Below are 17,230 nucleotides of genomic sequence, written 5' to 3' on the forward strand. Positions count from 1 at the left end.
CCGCCGACGACACCCGGACCGCCCCCGCCCCGCGGGCGCTGCCGGGACCGGTCGAGATCCTGCTGATCGTCGCGGCCGTCGCCGTGGGCCTGGCGGTGTTCACCTTCGGGGTGGACGCGGCCTACGGCGAACTGTTCTTCGGCTATCTGGTCGTCACCGGGACGGGCGCCGTCGCGCTCGGCCGGGCCGGGCTGCTCGCCCGGATCAGCACCCTCACCGTACGCCACCAGGGCGCCGCCACCACCGCGGCGTTCGTCGCGGCGGCCGCGTTCCCCTTCACCCAGTCCGACGACGTGTACACGACCGTCGGCGTCAACATCCTGATCTTCGCGACGGTCGCGCTCGGCCTCAACGTGGTCGTCGGGCTGGCCGGGCTGCTCGACCTCGGCTACGTGGCCTTCCTCGGGGTCGGCGCGTACGCCGCCGCCCTGGTCTCGGGCTCGCCGTCGTCGTCGCTGGCCGGGGTGCACTGGCCGTTCTGGGCGGCCGCCCTGTTCGGCGCCGCCGCCGCCATGGTCTTCGGACTGATCATCGGCGCGCCGACGCTCCGGCTCCGCGGCGACTACCTGGCCATCGTGACCCTCGGCTTCGGCGAGATCTTCCGGATCGCCGTCAACAACCTCGACGGCACCTCGGGCCCCGACGTCACGGGCGGCCCCGGCGGCATCCCCAACATCCCCGACCTGGTGATGTTCGGTTTCGACTTCGGCCGGCCGCACACCTTCGGCGGGTTCACCCTCGGCCGGTTCGCCAACTACTTCCTGCTGATGCTGCTGGCGACCGCGCTGGTCGTCGTGGTGTTCCGGCGGGCGGGCGACTCCCGGATCGGCCGCGCCTGGATCGCGATCCGCGAGGACGAGACCGCCGCCGAGGCGATGGGCATCTCCGGTTTCCGGCTGAAGCTGCTCGCCTTCGCGCTCGGCGCGGGCCTCGCCGGGCTCGCCGGGACGGTCCAGGCGCACGTGTCGTACACCGTCGTGCCCGACCCGTACCAGTTCGCCGGCGCGGTGCCGCCGAACTCGGCGTTCCTGCTGGCGGCCGTCGTGCTCGGCGGCATGGGCACGGTCAGCGGCCCGCTCGTCGGCGCGGCCCTGCTCTACCTGATCCCGCTGAAGTTCCAGATGCTCCAGCAGTACCAGCTGTTCTTCTTCGGCGTCGCGCTGATCGTGCTCATGCGGTTCCGGCCGCAGGGCCTGATCGCCGACCGCCGGCACGTTCTCGAGGAGGCCCGGTGACAGCGTTGCTCGACGTCAAGGACGTCACGATGCGGTTCGGCGGGCTGACGGCCGTCGACGGGGTCTCCCTCGCGGTCGGCCAGGGCGAGATCATCGGCCTGATCGGCCCGAACGGGGCAGGCAAGACCACCTTCTTCAACTGCCTGACCGGCCTGTACAAGCCCACCGAAGGCGAGGTCGTCTACGCCGGGCGACGGCTGCCCGCCAAACCCGCCCTGGTCACCAGGGCCGGGATCGCCCGCACCTTCCAGAACATCCGGCTGTTCGGCGCGATGACCGTCCAGGAGAACGTGCTGGTGGGGCGGCACTGCCGCACCGGCGAGGGGCTGATCTCGGCGCTCGTGCGCGGGCCCGGCTTCCGCAGGGCCGAACGCGAAGGCCGGGAGAAGGCCATGGAGCTGCTGGAGTTCGTCGGCCTCGACGCCAAGGCCGGGCTGCTGTCGACCGATCTGCCCTACGGCGAGCAGCGGCGGCTGGAGATCGCGCGGGCGCTGGCCAGCGAGCCCGGGCTGCTGCTGCTCGACGAGCCCGCCGCCGGGATGAACCCGCGCGAGACCCGCGAGATCGAGGAGCTGATCCGCGCGATCCGGGAGCGTGGCACCGCGATCCTCGTGATCGAGCACGACATCCGGTTCATCTTCGCGCTCTGCGACCGCACGGCCGTGCTCGTCCAGGGGTCGAAGATCGTCGAGGGTGACTCGGCGACCGTCCAGGGAGACCCGCGCGTGGTCTCCGCCTACCTCGGGGAGGCGGCGTGACGCTGCTCAAGGTGGACGGCCTGCGGGTCGCCTACGGCAAGATCGAGGCCGTCAAGGGTGTGTCGTTCTCGGTCCAGGAGGGCGAGGTGGTCACCCTGGTCGGCACCAACGGCGCCGGCAAGACCACCACGCTGCGCACCCTGTCGGGGCTGCTCAAACCGACCGGGGGCACCATCTCGTTCGCGGGACGGGAGCTCGGCGCCACCCCCGCGCACAAGATCGTCTCGCTGGGTCTGGCGCACTCCCCCGAGGGCCGCCACATCTTCCCCCGGATGACCATCGAGGAGAACCTGCGGCTCGGGGCGTTCCTGCGCCGCGACACCGACGCGATCCGCACCGACCTCGACCGGGTCTACGCGCTGTTCCCGATCCTGCTGGAGCGCCGCGCCCAGGCGGCGGGCACCCTGTCCGGCGGCGAGCAGCAGATGCTGGCCATGGGCCGCGCCCTGATGTCCCGGCCGCGGCTGCTGATGCTCGACGAGCCGTCGATGGGCCTGTCGCCGATCATGATGCAGAAGATCATGGCGACGGTCGCCGATCTGCGGGCCACGGGCACCACGATCCTGCTCGTCGAGCAGAACGCCAAGGCCGCCCTCACCCTCGCCGACCGCGCCCACGTCATGGAGACCGGGCGGATCACCCTGTCGGGCACCGGCGCGGAACTCCTGCACGACGACCAGGTGCGCCGCGCCTACCTGGGAGAAGACTGAGTGATACTGGATGCCGTGCGGCATCTGGATCTGCTCAACGGCAGGCTGAAGCTCCGCCACCTCGTCCTGGTGGCGGCCATCAGCGAGCACGGCAGCGTGCTGCGCGCCGCCGAGCACCTGCACCTCGCGCAGCCCGCCGCCACCCGGGGGCTGCGCGAGGTCGAGCAGATCCTCGGGGTCGAACTGTTCGTGCGCGGGCCGCGCGGGATGCGGCCCACCCCCTTCGGCGACGCGTTCCTCGAACACGCCCAGACCGTGATCGCCGAACTGCGGCGGGCCGGGGAGCGGATCGGGCAGCTCGCCGACGGCGAGGTCGGCACGGTCCGGATCGGCACCCTGCTCGCCGGCTCCAACGTGCTGCTGCCCCGGGCCATCGCCGCCCTCAAACGGGACCGCCCCGGCATCACCGTGGTCGTCCAGGAGGCCACCTTCGACGTCCAGGTGCCGCAGCTCCTCAACGGCGAGATCGATCTGATCCTCGGCCGGCTCAACCCGATCGACGACGCCCCCCGGCTCCGCCAGATCACCCTCTACTCCGAGCCGGTCCGGCTGGTCGCCCGCACCGGCCACCCCGCCGCCAGCGCGACCGACCTCGGCGCGCTGCTCCGCTACCCGTGGGTGCTCCCGCTGGAGCAGACCTCGCTCCGCCGCGAGCTCGAAGAGGTGTTCCGCGGGCTCGACCTGCCGCTCCCCGCCGACCGGGTGGAGTGCACCTCGATCCTGACGGTCCGGAGCCTGCTGCACGCCACCGACATGATCGGGGTGATGCCGGAACTGGTGGCCGAGGCCGATCCGGGGATCGAGCCGCTGCCCGTCCCGCTGCCGTCGGTGCGCAGGCCCGTCGGGGTGACCCTGCCCGTCGGCAGGCCGCTCACACCGTCGGCCGCGCTGCTCATGGAGCATCTGCGGGCCCAGGCCGAGGAGGTCACCCGAGGGTGGGCAGCTCCGCCAGGGTCGCCCGCTCCAGCTTGACGATGATCGACTTCAGGGTCTCGATGTCGTCGCCGAGCGGCTCGGCGAACACCCGCCGCAGGGTCTGGGTGTGCACCTGGTTGGCGTGCGCGAGGGTGGTGCGGCCCAGATCGGTGAGGCTGGCCTTCTGCACCCGGCGGTCGGTGTCGGACGCGTACCGCGTCACCAGCCCGGCCTTCGCCATCCGGTCGATCAGCCTGGTCATCCCGCCGCTGGTCAGGATCATCTCGGTGGCGAGGTGGCTCATCGACGTGCAGCCGCCCTCCAGCCGCCGCAGCACCTCGTACATCGCGTGGGTGATCCCCACCTGCTGCTCGAATTGCTTGCCCACGATCCGCTCCAGCCGGGTGGACGCGCTGAGCATGAGCCCGTAGTCACGGATCAGCCGTTCGTCGGGCGTCACGTCCGGGCCGAGCCCGGGGCAGCCCGTCATGGGGTCGTCGAACCTGTCCGTCTCCGTGCTCACCAGCGCCTCCCGCTTCCATCATGTCCAACAGCGGTACGGGCCGACACCTTCCCGAAGGTGTTGTTTCCTACCTTTAGGCACGAGCGGCCGTGAATCGGCTGCATCCCGTGATCTTCAGTGGATTCTGCCGTACCTTGCAGACCTTGACGCGTATCTCGACCCCCTCCATGAGCACAAAGTTATAAGCGGCCTTCGCACACCCGCCGGGCCGGGACGTGAAGACGGCGCCGTACTCGTCGCCGTCGCTCCATTTCCCGAACAGGAAGATGCCCGCCGCCCACTTGTCCTTCTTCTTCAGATCGCAGACCTGGAGCCAGTCCCCGGAGTGCAGAAAGCGGCCCTTACCTGCCTTTCCCTGGGAATGGACCCAGGGCGAGTCCGTGCCCGCGGCGGCGGGCCCGGCGACCCCGACCTGGATCAGGATCGCCGCCAGCACCACACTGAACAGTTTCCATCTCATGCCTTCCATGAGACCTGCGTCACACCATCAGAACAATGGTGTGACGCCTACCACATCCGGTCAGGTAAGCGCCGTATCCGCCTTTACCTGGTCGGCCTTTACTTCGTAGGCACGGGCCCCGGGCTCGAGATGGGCGGCGAGGTGGGCTGCTGCTGGCCGTCGCTGAAGCCGGGGACGGCGCCCGTCGTGCTCTGCTCGTTGCCCGCGGCGGCGTTCGAACTGACCATCCAGAGCCCGTTCTGCTTGACCAGCCCGAGCGTCAGATGGTTCTTCTCGACCGTGCGGGAGCCGCCGGGGCCCGTGAAACTCATGTCGAAGACCAGCACGACGCTGGCGAAGTTCCCGTCGACGGCCCCGACGTAGACCGCCCGCGTCCTGGACTCCAGCGAGACCTTCGCGGTGGCGAGCTGCTGCTTCAGCTCCTCCAGCTTCGACGCCCGCCGCTCCTCCAGGGCGTCGCCGGTGAGGAAGCCGAGCACCTTCTGCTGGGCGGCGTCCACACCGTCGGCCGGGTAGGAGCCCAGCACGTTGCCGTACTCGGTGACCCGCGCCACCACCGCCGCCCGCTCCTCCTCGGGGGAGGCCGCCGACTGCCATTTGAAGAGCGCGAACCCGGCGACCAGCGCCAGCACCACGACCGCGCCGGTCAGGATCATGACCAGCCGGCCGCCGCCCTCCTTGAGCACGACGGGCGCCTTGGGGGCTTGGCGCGGCACCTCCGCCGCCGCGGGCTCCGCCTCGGGCTCCGTGGGTTCGGCCTCGACCGGCGCGATCTCGACCGGTTCGGCCTTCACCGTCTTGACCTTGACGGGCTCGGCCTCGACCTCGGGCTCGGCCGCCGCTTCGGCTTCGGCGTCGGCCGCGAGGACGGCGTCGATCGTGGCCGCGTCCAGGTCGAGCCCGTCACCGTCGTCGATGATCTCGATGACGCGGACGCGGCGGACCGGCTTCTTCTCCGGGGTGGAACTCATGGTCTATCTCCTTCGGCGCGGCCAGATCACGCCCGGCAGAGACCGGAGCGCGACCCTCAGCAGCACCAGCAGTGCCAGTACGGGAGGAAGGTAGATCAGCCAGGCCGGGGGCCCGCCCGATCCGCTCTCCTGGGCATTGTTCACCGCCACAGTCTGCACCGGGGCGGGAGTGTTCCGGACCTTCCCGGCGTCCTCCTCCTGCGCACCGGGCCGGACTTCCTTGGCGGCACTGTTCTGGCCGCCCTGGAACGGGTTGGTCCCGGTGTCGGCGCAGGTGGGGATCGGCGCGGTCTTCGGCTGCGCCTTCGGCCTCTTGTACTCCAGCGGCGCCTTCGTCTTGGTCTTGATGACGAACGCCAGGTTGAGGACGTTGCCCTGGCTGGACGGCTTCAGCACGTCGTCCAGGGCCGCGATCAGCTCGTCGGCCTGCTGGAGCGTCGCGGCCAGGTCCGCGCGGCGCTCGCGGCCGGCGATCGTGCCGACCGAGGCGGCCAGCGCGTCGATCGCGCAGTCGGAGGTGGCGTCCGTGGCGTTGAACAGGTTGAGGAACCGGCTGGTGAAGCCGGGGGTCCGCTTCAGGGTCTCGTCGAGCCGGCCGCGGAGTTCGGCGAGCGGGACGAGCAGCGCCGCCGAGTTGTCGATCGTCGAGCCGATCTGGCCGCGGTGCTCGGCGAGCACCCCGGTCAGCTTCGCGACGTCCTTGGTGAGGGCGTCGACCAGGTCGGTCTTGTCGGCGAAGGTCGCGGTCAGCGCGTCGGCGCCGTCGATGATCTGCTGGAGCGAGCCTTCGCGGCCCTCCCAGCCGAGCGCCAGCTCGTGCACCAGGGTCTTGGTGGACTCCGGGTCGATCGCCTTCAGCGAGTTGACGAGTTTGCCGAACAGGTCGCCGTAGCCGACGGGCACGCTGGTCTGCGTGATGACCGTCCCGGCCTTGAGGTGGCGCGAGGGGTCGGCGCCCGGCAGCGGCGACAGGTCCACATACGGTTCGCCGACGGCCGACTTGCGGCCCGCCGCGGCCTTGACCTGCTCGGGGATCTCGACGCCGCGGTCGATGGCCAGCTCCGCGATGACCTTGTGCCGGGCCGTGTCCAGCCGGATCGACTTGATCTTCCCGATCCGGATGCCGAGGTAGGCGACCTCGAAGTCGGGGTGGAGCCCCGGCGAGGAGTCGAACTCGGCGCTGACCGTGTAGGGCCGCTCCACGAAGTCGAAGGTGACGACGTTCCGCAGCGCCCAGACCGTCATGATGACGGCGAGCCCGGCGAAGACCCCGACGTTGATCCAGATGCGTCTGCCGTTCACCGCACTCCCCCGATCAGCTCGCTGAGCCCCGGCAGGGTGCCGCCGCCGCCCGATTCGGCCGTGCTGTACAGGCCGAGTTTCAGGACGGCCGACACCATCAGCTGGCCGTCCCAGACGACCTTCGGCAGCGCCCCCTGGAAGTTGACCAGGTTGGTGATCAGGTCGGTCAGCTCCTTCCGGCTGCGGCCGAGGGTCGCGAGGGTCGGGTCGAGCCGTTTGATCAGCAGCCGCAGCTTCTCGGTCCGGCCGGCGAACACCTTGGCGTTGAGGATCTTCGCGGTCCTGGTCAGCTTCTCGACGGCTTCGAGCAGCTTCTCCTTGTTGTGGTTGATCAGATCGGTGGTCTTGGCGATGTTGTCGTTGTCGAAGGAGCCCTTGTGGGCGGCGAGCGCCTTGCCGAGCTTGGCCATCGAGTCGATCGCGGAGCCCAGGTCGTCCTTCTGCCGGGCGAACAGCGCGACCAGCTCGCTGGAGCTGGCGACCATCGTGTGGAGCCTGTCGCCCTGCCCGTCGAGGGCGGTCGCGGTCTCGTTAAGGAGGGTGCCGACGTCGTCGCCGCTGATCGCCTTGAGGATCCGGCCGGCGTTGCCCGCGACCTGCTCGAACTGCGGGGCGACGCTCGTCTTCTCGATCCGCGCGCCGCTCGCGTAGAACGGCCCCTGTGTCATGTCGCGGCCTTCGGGCAGCGTCAGCTTCACGTAGTTCTCACCCAGCAGCGAGGTGATCGCGATCTCCGCGGCCGTCCCCTCGGGGATCTTGTACTTGTCCTCGATCGTCATGGTGACCTCGGACTCGTAGCCGACGAGCCGCACCCGGGTGATGCTGCCGACCTTGATGTCGCTGATCTGCACGCTGTGCCCGGCGACCAGGTTCTGGGTGTCGCTGAACCTGGCCACCAGGGTCAGCTCGCCGCCCGGCGCGCCGAGGGTGCGCAGCGAGCACCCGCTGACCGCCAGCACGCAGGCCAGGAGCGGAAGCAGAAGCCTTCTCACTTCTTCTTCTCCTTCCAGGGGCAGTTCGCGAAGGGTCCGTTGGGCAGCGGGCAGTCGTCGTCCATGCCGAGCTGGGCCAGGACGTTGCGGAGGCTGGGGTCGACGGCGAAACGGAGTTCGACGAGGTGGGTCTTCTTGTTCCACGTCTTCACGAACGCGCCCGCCAGTCCCGGCAGGGCCTGGATGAGCTGGGCGAGCCGGTCGGTCTGGCCCTTGACGACCAGCGACACCTGGGTGAGGACCCGCAGGTCGTCCGGCAGGGTGCCCTCGTACTTCTCGATGATGACGTCGCCGGCCTTCACCAGCTTCGCCAGGCCCTCGACCAGCCGTTTGATCGAGGCGCGCTCGTCGGAGAAGACCTTGGTGGCGGCGGAGAGCTGGTCGATCATCTCGCCGAGGGTGTCCTCCTTGCCGCGGACGACCCCCGCCAGGACGTTCAGGTTCTCGGCCAGCTCCGCGAGCGTGTCGGCCTGGCCGCCGAGGGTCTCGGTGAGCTGGCCGGTCTGGCGGAGCGCCTCGTTGAACGCCTGGCCGTTGCCGCCGAAGGAGTCCGCGAACTTCTTGGTGACCCGTTTGGCCTGGAGCGGATCGACCGCGTCGAGGACCTTGGCGAACGCCTCCAGCGCCTGGTCGGTCTCGACCGGCAGGGAGGTGCGGTCCTGTTCGACCGTGATGGTCCGGCCGGCTTTCGGCTTGCCGGGCTCCCACGGCGGGAACAGCACCAGGTTCCGCTCGCCGACCAGGTTCAACGGCATGATCGACGCGCTGAGGTCGGTGGGCAGCGGGACGTCGCCGTCGACGGTCGCCTCGACCCTGATCCGGTCGCCCAGGATCTCGACCTTGTCGACCTTGCCGACGTCGACGCCCATCACCTTGACCTTCGAACCCTCGTAGAAGCTGGTCGCGCGGGCGAAGTACACGGTCAGCCTGGTCTTGTCGCCGCCGCCGGGCAGGACCGCGCAGCCGCTCACCGGGAGCAGCGCCGCGACCAGTCCCGCGGCCAGGAGCTTGCGTGCGGTCACGGGCGCGCCTCCGGAGGAAGGATCTTGTTCGGCGAGTTGATCGGGCCGAGCCCGGTGATCATGCCGGTGAGGTTGCCGGTGTCGCCCGCGCTGCCGAACCCCTCGAAGGCCGGGCCGAGCAGCGACAGATCGACGTTCAGCGCCGCCATGTTCGGTTCGAGGCGCTGGGTCAGGGTGTGCAGGTTGGCGAGCAGTGAGTCCAGGTCGCCCGCGCGCTTGTCGACGACGTCGGCGAGCGCCCCGACCACACGGCTGCCGTCGCCGAACGCCTTCGACAGCTCGTCGCGGTGGTCGGAGAGGGTCCGCAGCAGGGTCCTGGCGGCCTCGATCAGCCGGGTCAGGTCCTTGTTCTTGGTGGCGAGGGTGCCGGTGAGCTGCTTGGCGTTGGCGAGGAGCCGCTGGAACTGCGGGCTCTTCTCGTTCAGCGCCGCGTTCAGCGCGGAGACATTGGTGAGGAGCTTGTTGAGGTTCTCCGGGGTGGGGGTCTTCAGCTTCTCCGACTCGTTCAGGATCTTGGTGATGCTCTTGACGTCGAGGGTGCCGAGACCGGACGTCGTCGTGTTGAGCGCCTCGACGACCGTGTAGGGCACGCCGGTCCGCTCGACCGGGATCCGCCGCTTCGCCTCGGAGAGCGTGTTCAGGTAAGGCCGCTGCACCGGTCCGGTGAGCTTGATGTAGCGGCCACCGAGCAGGTTCGCGAGCTGGATGTCGGCGCGGGTCTGCGGGCCCAGCTTGATGCCGTCGTCGACCCGGAAGGTGATGTTCACCTTGCCGTGGGCGAAGTCGGGGTCGATGGAGCGGACCGTCCCGACCTTGATCCCGGCCTGCCGGACGTCGTCCTTGACCTTGAGGCCGCCCGAGTCGGCGAACACGCCCGTCACGTCGTAGCCGCCCTGGAAGAGGCCGACCTGGCCGTAGAGGAAGGCGAACCCCACCAGCGAGGAGATCAGCCCGACGGCCACGAACGCGACGATCCGCTGGTTGACGTCGCGGAGCGACTTGAGCGCCATCAGTTGCCGCCCTTCGCGCCGAGCTGGCTGATCATGTTGAGGATCGAGGTGCGGCCCTGGTCGAAGTCGGGCGTGACATGGCCTTCGCCCGGCAGGGTCAGTGGCCAGGGGCACGGCCCGTTGATCAGGTTGAGGCACATGACGTTGATCCGCGTGTAGTGGCCGCCGCTGGTGACGCTGAACAGGGCGCGCAGCGCGGGCGGCAGCCCCTGGACCACCTTCTCCAGGTTCTCGAGGTTCGCCACGGCCGTGCCGACGAACCTGTCGAGGTTGCCGATCGCCCGTTCCAGCTCCGCCTGGTTGCCGCTGATCACCTTGTCGAGCACCCGGGTGACCTGCGCCAGTTCGCCGCTGGCCGAGCCGAGGATGTCGGCGTTGCCGGCGAACGCCTCGCTGATCGCGACGAGGTCGTCGATGACCTGCGCGATCTGCCGGTCCCTGGTGTTGGCGACGTCGGTGAGCGTGGCGAAGCTGTCGACGATCGAGGCGATCTGGTCCTTGCGGGACGCGAACGTCCCGACCAGCGCCTGAAGGTTGACGGTCATCGCGTTGGCGGCCTGGCTGTTGCCGTCCATCATCTTCGCGACCGCTTCGAGGATCCGGTTGAGCTGGTTGGGATCAAGGTTCCTGGTCAGCGGGCCGAGCGTGTTGACGATCTCGCCGAGGTCGACGACGGCCTTGGTGGAGGAGATGACGGCGTCGTCGCCGAGCCACTCGCCGGTCCTGCGTCCCGGCACCAGGTAGAGCATCCGCTGCCCGATCAGCGACCGCCACCGCACTTCGGCGGTGCTGTCCACCGGCAGCTTGACGTCGCTGTCGACCTGCATCCAGACGGCCGCCCTGCCGTCCTCGACCTTGACCTTGGTGACCTTGCCGACGGGCGCGCCGCTGACCTTGACCAGGTCGTTGGTCATCAGCCCGCCGACGTCGTCGAAGGTCGCCTTCAACGTGTACCGGTCCTGGAAGCTGGTGCCGACGATCTGCGCCCCGATGAAGAAGGTGAGCAGCGACGTCACCACCGCGAAGATCCCGAACTTGATGAGGACGCCGAGGCCGGGGCCGCGCTTGCGCTTGGTGCTCATCCGCGCCCGCCCTTCTTCTTGCCCCCGCCGCTCTGGGACGGCGTGAGGTCCTTCGGGCAGAGTTCGTTGAACGTGTCGCACAGGTTCAACGACAGGAACGCGTTGACGGCGCCCATCAGCGTGCCGCGCGGGCCCGGGATCCGCAGGATGCCGACCAGCCCGCCGAAGAACCCGTTGAGCCCGCCGATCAGCGACGGCAGGTTGCCGCGTTCGACGTAGAGGGTGTCGGCCAGGCCCGAGGTGGCGTCGATCAGCTTGCCGAGCTCGTCGCCGTTGTTCTTGAGCTTCCGCGACACCCCGTCAGCGATCTTGATGGTGTTGTCGAGGGTCTTCTCGAACTCGTCGCGGTTGTCGACCAGGATCGGCGCCAGCTCGTTGAGCGCGTCGACGGTCCTGATGAGCTGGTCGGTGTGGCCGGCGAAGGTGCCGGACAGGGCGGCGGTGTCGGTGATGGACTGCTCGATCGCCTCGCGGTTGCCGTAGGTGACGGCCAGCAGCTTCCCGGCGTTCTCGTTGATCGACCTGAGCTTCCCGCCGCGGCCCTTGATCCCCTGCGCGAGGGTGTGGATCACGGTGTAAAGCTCGTCGGGGTCGATCGCCGTGGTCAGCTCGTAGATCGGCTTGCCGGTGTCACCCAGGTCGGCCGGGTCGACGGTCCTGGCGATGGGGTCGCCGTCCGCGAGGAACGGGCCGACGCCCTCCCCCGTGCCGAGGTCGAGGGTGAGGTCCTTGGGCCCGAACACCGACAGCGGTTCGATCCCGGCCGAGGCGCTGGACGGAACCCGCACGTCCTTCTCGACCCGGAACCGGACGACGGCGTCGCCGTGCTGGTCGAGGGTCACGCTCTGCACCGAGCCGACGGCGAGCCCCCGCACCTTGACCAGCGACCGGTCGTCCAGGCCCTGGCCGGCCCGGTGGAAGGTGGCGGTGTAGACGTGCGACGGCGGATGCGACGGGCTGATCCCGACGAGCGCGGCCGCGGCCGCGACACCGAGGACGGCGAGCCCCGCGACCCCGAAGGTGGTCCGCGAGCGCGCCGAAAGAGAAAGGTCTGAGCTGCTCATCCGGTCAGACTCACCGTCCCGCCGTGACCCCAGAAGATGTAGGAGAGAAGCAGGTTCACCAGGACGATCGCCACGCTGGACTCGCGGATCGCGCGGCCCGCGGCCACCCCGACCCCGACCGGGCCGCCCGCGGCGTAGTAGCCGCGGTAGCAGTGCACGAACATGATGATGAACGCGAAGACGACCACCTTGATGACGCTGTAGAACACGTCCTTCGGCGGCAGGTAGAGATGGAAGTAGTAGTCGTAGACGCCCGGTGACAGGCCGAACAGGTGGACCGAGATGAACCGGGTGGCGAAGAAGCTCGCGAACAGCGACAGCAGGTAGAGCGGGACGAGCGCCATGACCGTCGCGGCGATCCGGGTGCAGACCAGGTAGGCGACGGAGTTGATGCCCATCACCTCCAGCGCGTCGATCTCCTCGGAGATCCGCATCGCGCCGATCTCGGCGGTGCACGCCGAGCCGATCTGGGAGATCAGCGCGATCCCGGTGATGACGGGGCCGAGCTCGCGGATGTTGGTGAAGCTGGCGACGAGCCCGGTGAAGGACTCCACGCCCATCCGCTGGAGCGACGGGTAGCCCTGCACGCCGACGATGGCGCCGGTGAAGAACGACATCGCGAAGATGACGAACACCATGCCGCCGCCGACGACGAGGGCGTTGACCCCGATCGTCATGTCGCTCATGTGGCGGACGACGGTCTTGCCGTATTTACGGCGCAGGATCAGGTCGAAGAACAGGTGGTAGACGACCCGTCCGAGAAAGATGGGCAGGCCTGCGGCGGCGGGGAGCCTTTTCACCCGATCCTGGACCGCTTGGCCCAGTTTGCGCCCGGGAAGGATGGCAGCCAACGGATCCTCAGAATTTGGGGGGGACGAGGACGAGGTAGAGGGATTCGATCACGTAGTTCAGGAAGAACACGAGGAGGGAGGTGGCGACGGTCGCACGGGTGACGGCGCGGCCCACACCCGCCGGTCCGTACTCGCAGTTCATCCCCATGTAGCAGGCGACGGCCGCGGCCACGAGGCCGAAGACCCACGCCTTGAACAGGGTGATGCCGAGGTCGGAGAACTGCAGCAGCGAGGCGGCCCCGTCGAAGTACGCGCCGGGGGTGACGCCCTGCTGGAGCACGTTGAAGTAGAAGCCGCCCGCGGTGCCCGACAGGATCACCATCGAGCAGAGCAGCACGCTGACCACGCTCGCCGCCCACAGCCTGGGGGTGACGAGCCGGTGGGTGGGGTTGATCCCCATGACCTCCATGGCCGACAGTTCGTCCCGGATGCGGCGGGCGCCCATGTCGGAGGTGATGGCCGAGCCGCCCGCACCGGAGATCAGCAGGGCGGCGGCGAGCGGCGCGACCTGCCGGACCATCCCGGCGACGACGAGCGCTCCGGTGCCGGACTGCGCGCCGATCTGCCGGGCGATCTCGCCGACCTGCAGCGAGATGGTCGCGCCGAGCGGGATGGCGATCAGCAGCAGCGGCACACAGGTGACCCGGACGATGAACCAGCACTGCTCGATGAACTCGACCCACCACTGCTTGAGGTCCCAGCTCCTGCGGAGCCCCTCGAGCAGGGTGACGAACAGGCCGCCCGTCTCATCGACGATCTTGCCGACGCGTTGGCGCGCGATCTCGGGGCCGCGCTCCAGCAGCAAGGCCAATTCCGACCCCTCTCACAACTGTGCGTGACGAGGGTCACGGAGTGCGACCCACGTCACAGGATGACGAGAGGTCGAACCTTACTGGCATCCAGTCCAAGAAGGGAACCCCCTCGAATCCGGCTTTAGTATCAAAGCGTGAACCACACCCTCACTGCGGCGACGGCGCTGCAAGACGGCCTGGTGGAACTTCGACGAGCCATCCACTCCGAGCCTGAGCTGGGGCTTCACCTCCCGCTCACCCAGGACAAGGTTCTCCAGTCCCTCAGCGGACTGCCCCTGGAGATCACCACGGGAAAGGCGCTCTCCTCCGTGACGGCCGTGCTGCACGGCTCCCGTCCCGGACCCACGGTGCTGCTCCGCGCCGACATGGACGCCCTGCCCCTCGACGAGCACACCGCGGTGCCGTTCCGCTCCCGCAAGCCGGGGGTGATGCACGCCTGCGGGCACGATCTGCACACCGCGATGCTGGTCGGGGCGGCCCGCGTGCTGTCGGAGTCCGACTTCCCCGGCAGCGTGATCTTCATGTTCCAGCCCGGCGAGGAGGGCTACGCCGGCGCCAAGATGATGATCGACGAGGGGGTGCTGGAGGCCACCTGGCAGAAGCCGGTCGCGGCGTTCGCGCTCCACGTGATCCCGGCGCTGCCGCACGGGATCGTCACCTGCAAGGGCGGGCCGATCCTGGCCGCCGCCGACACCGTCTCGGTCCGGGTGCGCGGCTCCGGCGGCCACTCCTCCACCCCGCACCAGACCCGCGACCCGATCCCGCCGGCCTGCGAGATGGTCACGGCACTCCAGACATACGTAACACGTGCCTTCGACGTCTTCGATCCGGTCGTGCTGACGGTCGGATCCTTCCATTCCGGGCACGCGCCGAACATCATCCCCGACGACGTCACCTTCACCGGGACCATCCGCTCGTTCTCGCCCGAGTCCCAGCAGCGGATCGAGGCCGGTTTCCACCAGGTGGTGCGGGGCGTCGCGGCGGCGCACGGGCTGGCCGTCGACATCGACTACCGGCGCGACTACCCGGTGACGATCAACGATCCGGGCGAGGCCGAGTTCCTCGGCGGGGCCGTCCGGGAGCTGCTGGGGGCCGACCAGTACCGGGATCTGCCGGTGCCGCTGCCGGGCTCCGAGGACTTCTCGTTCGTGCTCGGTTCGGTGCCTGGGGCGCTCGCCCTGCTCAGCGCCTGCCCGCTCGGCGAGGACGAGACGAGCCTGCCCGACATCCACTCCGCCGAGGCCGTCTTCGACGACTCACAGCTCGCCCGAGGTAGTGCGATCTACTCAGAATTGGCGCTAAGACGACTAAACCGGGGCTAATCTGCCTGTTTATGCAGGAACGCCCCCGCTCGCTGGCCGTCCGGATCCTGACCAGCAACACGCTCATCGCCCTCGTGGCGATGGTCGTCATCGGCGTGGTCGCGGTGCGGCTGAACGTCGGCGAGGCGGAACCGCCCGCCCTGGCGCAGGAGGGCGCGCTGTCGGCGAACGACGCGCTGGCCCTGCTGAACCAGCCGCGGATCGGCAAGGTCGAGGCCAACGCGATGGCCCTCGCCAAGAAACGCGCGTACGACAAGCAGCAGGCGATCGAGAAGAAGGCGCGGGAGAAGCGCGCCTGGTACCTGAAGCACAAGAAGGAGATCGACGCCAAGCGCGAGGCCGAGCGGATCGCGAAACTCCCCAACCCCTCGTCGGCCGAGAACAAGAGGCTCGGCAAGCAGCTCAACGAGGTCAAGGGCTGGGGTTCCTGCTGGAGCGCGCTGGAGACCCTCTGGACCCACGAGAGCCACTGGAACGAACGCGCCGACAACCCCTGGTCGGACGCCTACGGCATCCCGCAGGCGCTGCCCGGATCGAAGATGGCCTCCGCAGGGCCCAACTGGCAGACCAACGCGTCCACGCAGATCGCGTGGGGGCTGTCCTACATCGGCGCTCGGTACGGGAACCCGTGCAAGGCATGGGCGTTCTGGCAGTCCCACAACTGGTACTGACCTGCTGATCCTCGGCTGATCCTCAGCGGCGGGCGAGCCTGCCGAGGATCTCGCTGACCTCGTCGATGATCTCGCGGGCCTCGGTGTCGTCGTCGGCGGCGGCCACCTCGCGTCCGGCCTCGCCCATCACGGTCGTCAGGACGATCGCCAGGACCCGGCTCTCGGTCGCGCCCAGCAGCCGCGTGTTCTGCTCGATCCACAGCCGGGCCCGGCCGCGCCGCTGGTGCCCGAACCCCGACGGCCCCTCGCCGCCCTGGAACAGCCGCGACACCGTCCGCTGCTCCCAGCAGACCTCGAGGAACGCGCGGGCCCCCACGATGAAGAGCTGGATCGGGTCCTTCTCGCCCTCGGCGCGGGCCGCCTTGACGGCCAGGGTCGCCCGGCGCTCCTGCTCGGTCGTGTACTCCTCCCACAGCGCGAGATAGATCCCGGCCTTGCCGCCGTAGTGGTGGTAGAGGCTGCCGACGGAGATCCCGGACCGTTCGACGATCTCCGCGATCCCGGCCTCGGCGTAACCGCGGCCAGCGAAGACCGTCTGGGCGGCGTCCAGCAGTGCCTGACGGGTCACATCAGCTCTCGCCCACTGCCGGTTCTCGCTCATGTGCCAATACTAGAACACGTTTCTAGAACATTTCTCGCCATGGGCTACCGTTAGGATTGCCGCCAATGCCTACGTCAACCTGGTACCGGCTCAATCCGGCCAAACGCGAGCGGGTCCTCGAGGCCGCTCAGCGGGAGTTCGGCACGCACGGTTACTCCACCGGAAGCCTCAACACCATCGCGCGCGAGGCGGACATCGCCAAGGGCTCACTCTTCCAGTACTTCGCCGACAAGCTCGAGTTCTTCACCTACGTGGCGGAGGAGACCACCGGCCGGATCCGCGCCGAGATGGAGCGGCGGATCGCCGGGCTGGACTTCGAGCAGACCTACACCGAGTGGCTGGCCGACGTGTGCTGCGTGTGGGCCGACTACTTCGCCGAGCACCCGCTGGAGCGGGGCGTCACCGCGGCGATCAATCTGGAGATCGACAACACGGTCAGGGCGCTGGTCCGCAAACCGTCCAACGAGCACTACCTGGCGTCGATCAAGCCGCTGATCGCGCTCTGGCGCGAGAAGAACGGGATGCGCGCCGAGCTCGACGACGACCACGCCACCGCGATGCTGCTGCTGATCCTGCCGCACTTCGCGCTCGGCCCCTACTACGACGGGATCGACCCGGTGCTCGGACTGCGCGGGAAGACCCCCGCGGAGCAGCACCCGATCATCCGGTCGTTCATCCGGACCCTGTCACCGGTCTTCGACGCGAAGGCCTGACCGCAGCGTCATCGCGATCATCGCCTCGTCGCCGGTGAGCAGGCAGAGCGCCAGCTTCTCCTGATCGGTGAGCGGCAGCTCCGCCCAGACGGCGTCCGAGAGCATCCGGTCGGCCAGCAGCTCCCCGACGGCCCGGTCCAGGACGTCCGGGCCGGGCGCGGCGCCCGCGACGAGCTCGGCGACCCGGTCGGCGACCGGCTCGGGCAGCGACGCCCG

20 protein-coding genes are annotated in these 17,230 nt (G+C 69.2%); 7 read left to right on the top strand and 13 right to left on the bottom strand.

What is annotated here, in order from left to right:
- The 4 genes from ACYVE7_RS13920 to ACYVE7_RS13935 all read left to right on the top strand — a co-directional run.
- The coding region (locus ACYVE7_RS13920) for a branched-chain amino acid ABC transporter permease (RefSeq protein WP_460365079.1) at positions 1-1,235 on the top strand (1,235 nt) is incomplete at its 5' end.
- Entirely contained in the window at positions 1,232-1,993 is a 762-nt protein-coding gene (locus tag ACYVE7_RS13925) for an ABC transporter ATP-binding protein (protein WP_460365080.1), read from the top strand. The genes ACYVE7_RS13920 and ACYVE7_RS13925, both read left to right, overlap by 4 nt.
- On the top strand, positions 1,990-2,703 hold the full coding sequence (locus ACYVE7_RS13930; protein WP_460365081.1) for an ABC transporter ATP-binding protein: 714 nt from the start codon (positions 1,990-1,992) through the stop codon (positions 2,701-2,703). The genes ACYVE7_RS13925 and ACYVE7_RS13930 overlap by 4 nt, the downstream gene beginning before the upstream one ends.
- A gap of 15 nt (positions 2,704-2,718) precedes the next feature.
- Positions 2,719-3,675: a LysR substrate-binding domain-containing protein gene (locus ACYVE7_RS13935; RefSeq protein WP_460365082.1), complete on the top strand. Its 957-nt coding sequence runs from the start codon at positions 2,719-2,721 to the stop codon at positions 3,673-3,675.
- On the opposite strand, the gene ACYVE7_RS13940 is transcribed toward ACYVE7_RS13935, so the two are convergent.
- The 11 genes from ACYVE7_RS13940 to ACYVE7_RS13990 form a co-directional block, all read right to left on the bottom strand.
- Positions 3,629-4,141: a MarR family winged helix-turn-helix transcriptional regulator gene (locus tag ACYVE7_RS13940; RefSeq protein ID WP_460365083.1), complete on the bottom strand. Its 513-nt coding sequence runs from the start codon at positions 4,139-4,141 to the stop codon at positions 3,629-3,631. The genes ACYVE7_RS13935 and ACYVE7_RS13940 overlap by 47 nt on opposite strands.
- A gap of 73 nt (positions 4,142-4,214) precedes the next feature.
- On the bottom strand, positions 4,215-4,601 hold the full coding sequence (locus tag ACYVE7_RS13945; RefSeq protein WP_460365085.1) for a hypothetical protein: 387 nt from the start codon (positions 4,599-4,601) through the stop codon (positions 4,215-4,217).
- Positions 4,602-4,699: 98 nt separating this feature from the next.
- Positions 4,700-5,572: a hypothetical protein gene (locus ACYVE7_RS13950; protein ID WP_460365086.1), complete on the bottom strand. Its 873-nt coding sequence runs from the start codon at positions 5,570-5,572 to the stop codon at positions 4,700-4,702.
- A 3-nt stretch (positions 5,573-5,575) separates the two neighbouring features.
- Positions 5,576-6,874 carry an MlaD family protein gene (locus ACYVE7_RS13955; RefSeq protein ID WP_460365087.1) on the bottom strand — a complete coding sequence of 433 codons (1,299 nt, stop codon included), beginning with the start codon at positions 6,872-6,874 and terminating at the stop codon, positions 5,576-5,578.
- Complete coding sequence (locus ACYVE7_RS13960; protein ID WP_460365088.1) at positions 6,871-7,866, bottom strand: MCE family protein; 996 nt, start codon at positions 7,864-7,866, stop codon at positions 6,871-6,873. The genes ACYVE7_RS13955 and ACYVE7_RS13960 overlap by 4 nt, the downstream gene beginning before the upstream one ends.
- Entirely contained in the window at positions 7,863-8,888 is a 1,026-nt protein-coding gene (locus tag ACYVE7_RS13965; protein WP_460365089.1) for an MCE family protein, read from the bottom strand. Before ACYVE7_RS13965 ends, ACYVE7_RS13960 begins: the two co-directional genes overlap by 4 nt.
- A complete protein-coding gene (locus ACYVE7_RS13970) occupies positions 8,885-9,898 on the bottom strand; it encodes an MlaD family protein (protein WP_460365090.1) in 1,014 nt (337 codons plus the stop codon). The genes ACYVE7_RS13965 and ACYVE7_RS13970 overlap by 4 nt, the downstream gene beginning before the upstream one ends.
- Positions 9,898-10,980, bottom strand: a complete 1,083-nt coding sequence (locus ACYVE7_RS13975; RefSeq protein ID WP_460365091.1) for an MlaD family protein — start codon at positions 10,978-10,980, stop codon at positions 9,898-9,900. Before ACYVE7_RS13975 ends, ACYVE7_RS13970 begins: the two co-directional genes overlap by 1 nt.
- Positions 10,977-12,044, bottom strand: coding sequence for an MCE family protein (locus tag ACYVE7_RS13980; RefSeq protein WP_460365092.1), 1,068 nt, complete (start codon positions 12,042-12,044; stop codon positions 10,977-10,979). The genes ACYVE7_RS13975 and ACYVE7_RS13980 overlap by 4 nt, the downstream gene beginning before the upstream one ends.
- Complete coding sequence (locus tag ACYVE7_RS13985) at positions 12,041-12,844, bottom strand: MlaE family ABC transporter permease (RefSeq protein WP_460365093.1); 804 nt, start codon at positions 12,842-12,844, stop codon at positions 12,041-12,043. Before ACYVE7_RS13985 ends, ACYVE7_RS13980 begins: the two co-directional genes overlap by 4 nt.
- Before the next feature lie 58 nt (positions 12,845-12,902).
- Positions 12,903-13,706 (bottom strand): MlaE family ABC transporter permease, encoded by an 804-nt coding sequence (locus tag ACYVE7_RS13990; RefSeq protein WP_460365094.1) that lies wholly within the window; start codon positions 13,704-13,706, stop codon positions 12,903-12,905.
- Between the two features lie 135 nt (positions 13,707-13,841).
- Here ACYVE7_RS13990 and ACYVE7_RS13995 point away from each other — a divergent pair, with 135 nt between their 5' ends.
- Positions 13,842-15,029 (top strand): M20 metallopeptidase family protein, encoded by a 1,188-nt coding sequence (locus ACYVE7_RS13995; protein ID WP_460365095.1) that lies wholly within the window; start codon positions 13,842-13,844, stop codon positions 15,027-15,029.
- Between the two features lie 11 nt (positions 15,030-15,040).
- Positions 15,041-15,700 carry an aggregation-promoting factor C-terminal-like domain-containing protein gene (locus tag ACYVE7_RS14000; protein WP_460365096.1) on the top strand — a complete coding sequence of 220 codons (660 nt, stop codon included), beginning with the start codon at positions 15,041-15,043 and terminating at the stop codon, positions 15,698-15,700.
- A 22-nt stretch (positions 15,701-15,722) separates the two neighbouring features.
- Here the strand turns inward: ACYVE7_RS14000 and ACYVE7_RS14005 are convergent, their stop codons facing one another.
- On the bottom strand, positions 15,723-16,301 hold the full coding sequence (locus ACYVE7_RS14005) for a TetR/AcrR family transcriptional regulator (protein ID WP_460365097.1): 579 nt from the start codon (positions 16,299-16,301) through the stop codon (positions 15,723-15,725).
- Positions 16,302-16,366: 65 nt separating this feature from the next.
- Here ACYVE7_RS14005 and ACYVE7_RS14010 point away from each other — a divergent pair, with 65 nt between their 5' ends.
- A complete protein-coding gene (locus ACYVE7_RS14010) occupies positions 16,367-17,014 on the top strand; it encodes a TetR/AcrR family transcriptional regulator (RefSeq protein ID WP_460365098.1) in 648 nt (215 codons plus the stop codon).
- Here the strand turns inward: ACYVE7_RS14010 and ACYVE7_RS14015 are convergent.
- Positions 16,988-17,230 (bottom strand): hypothetical protein (locus tag ACYVE7_RS14015; protein ID WP_460365099.1); only part of this gene is annotated, 243 nt, incomplete at its 5' end. The genes ACYVE7_RS14010 and ACYVE7_RS14015 overlap by 27 nt on opposite strands.

The organism is Actinocorallia lasiicapitis, from assembly GCF_054778695.1.

Bases quoted from the DNA above. Each gene is read 5' to 3' on its own strand.
- ACYVE7_RS13945 (WP_460365085.1), bottom strand. From the start codon at position 4,601: ATGAGATGGAAACTGTTCAGTGTGGTGCTGGCGGCGATCCTGATCCAG.
- ACYVE7_RS13950 (WP_460365086.1), bottom strand. From the start codon at position 5,572: ATGAGTTCCACCCCGGAGAAGAAGCCGGTCCGCCGCGTCCGCGTCATC.
- ACYVE7_RS13970 (WP_460365090.1), bottom strand. From the start codon at position 9,898: ATGGCGCTCAAGTCGCTCCGCGACGTCAACCAGCGGATCGTCGCGTTC.
- ACYVE7_RS13975 (WP_460365091.1), bottom strand. From the start codon at position 10,980: ATGAGCACCAAGCGCAAGCGCGGCCCCGGCCTCGGCGTCCTCATCAAG.
- ACYVE7_RS13980 (WP_460365092.1), bottom strand. From the start codon at position 12,044: ATGAGCAGCTCAGACCTTTCTCTTTCGGCGCGCTCGCGGACCACCTTC.
- ACYVE7_RS14000 (WP_460365096.1), top strand. From the start codon at position 15,041: ATGCAGGAACGCCCCCGCTCGCTGGCCGTCCGGATCCTGACCAGCAAC.
- ACYVE7_RS14005 (WP_460365097.1), bottom strand. From the start codon at position 16,301: ATGAGCGAGAACCGGCAGTGGGCGAGAGCTGATGTGACCCGTCAGGCA.
- ACYVE7_RS14010 (WP_460365098.1), top strand. From the start codon at position 16,367: ATGCCTACGTCAACCTGGTACCGGCTCAATCCGGCCAAACGCGAGCGG.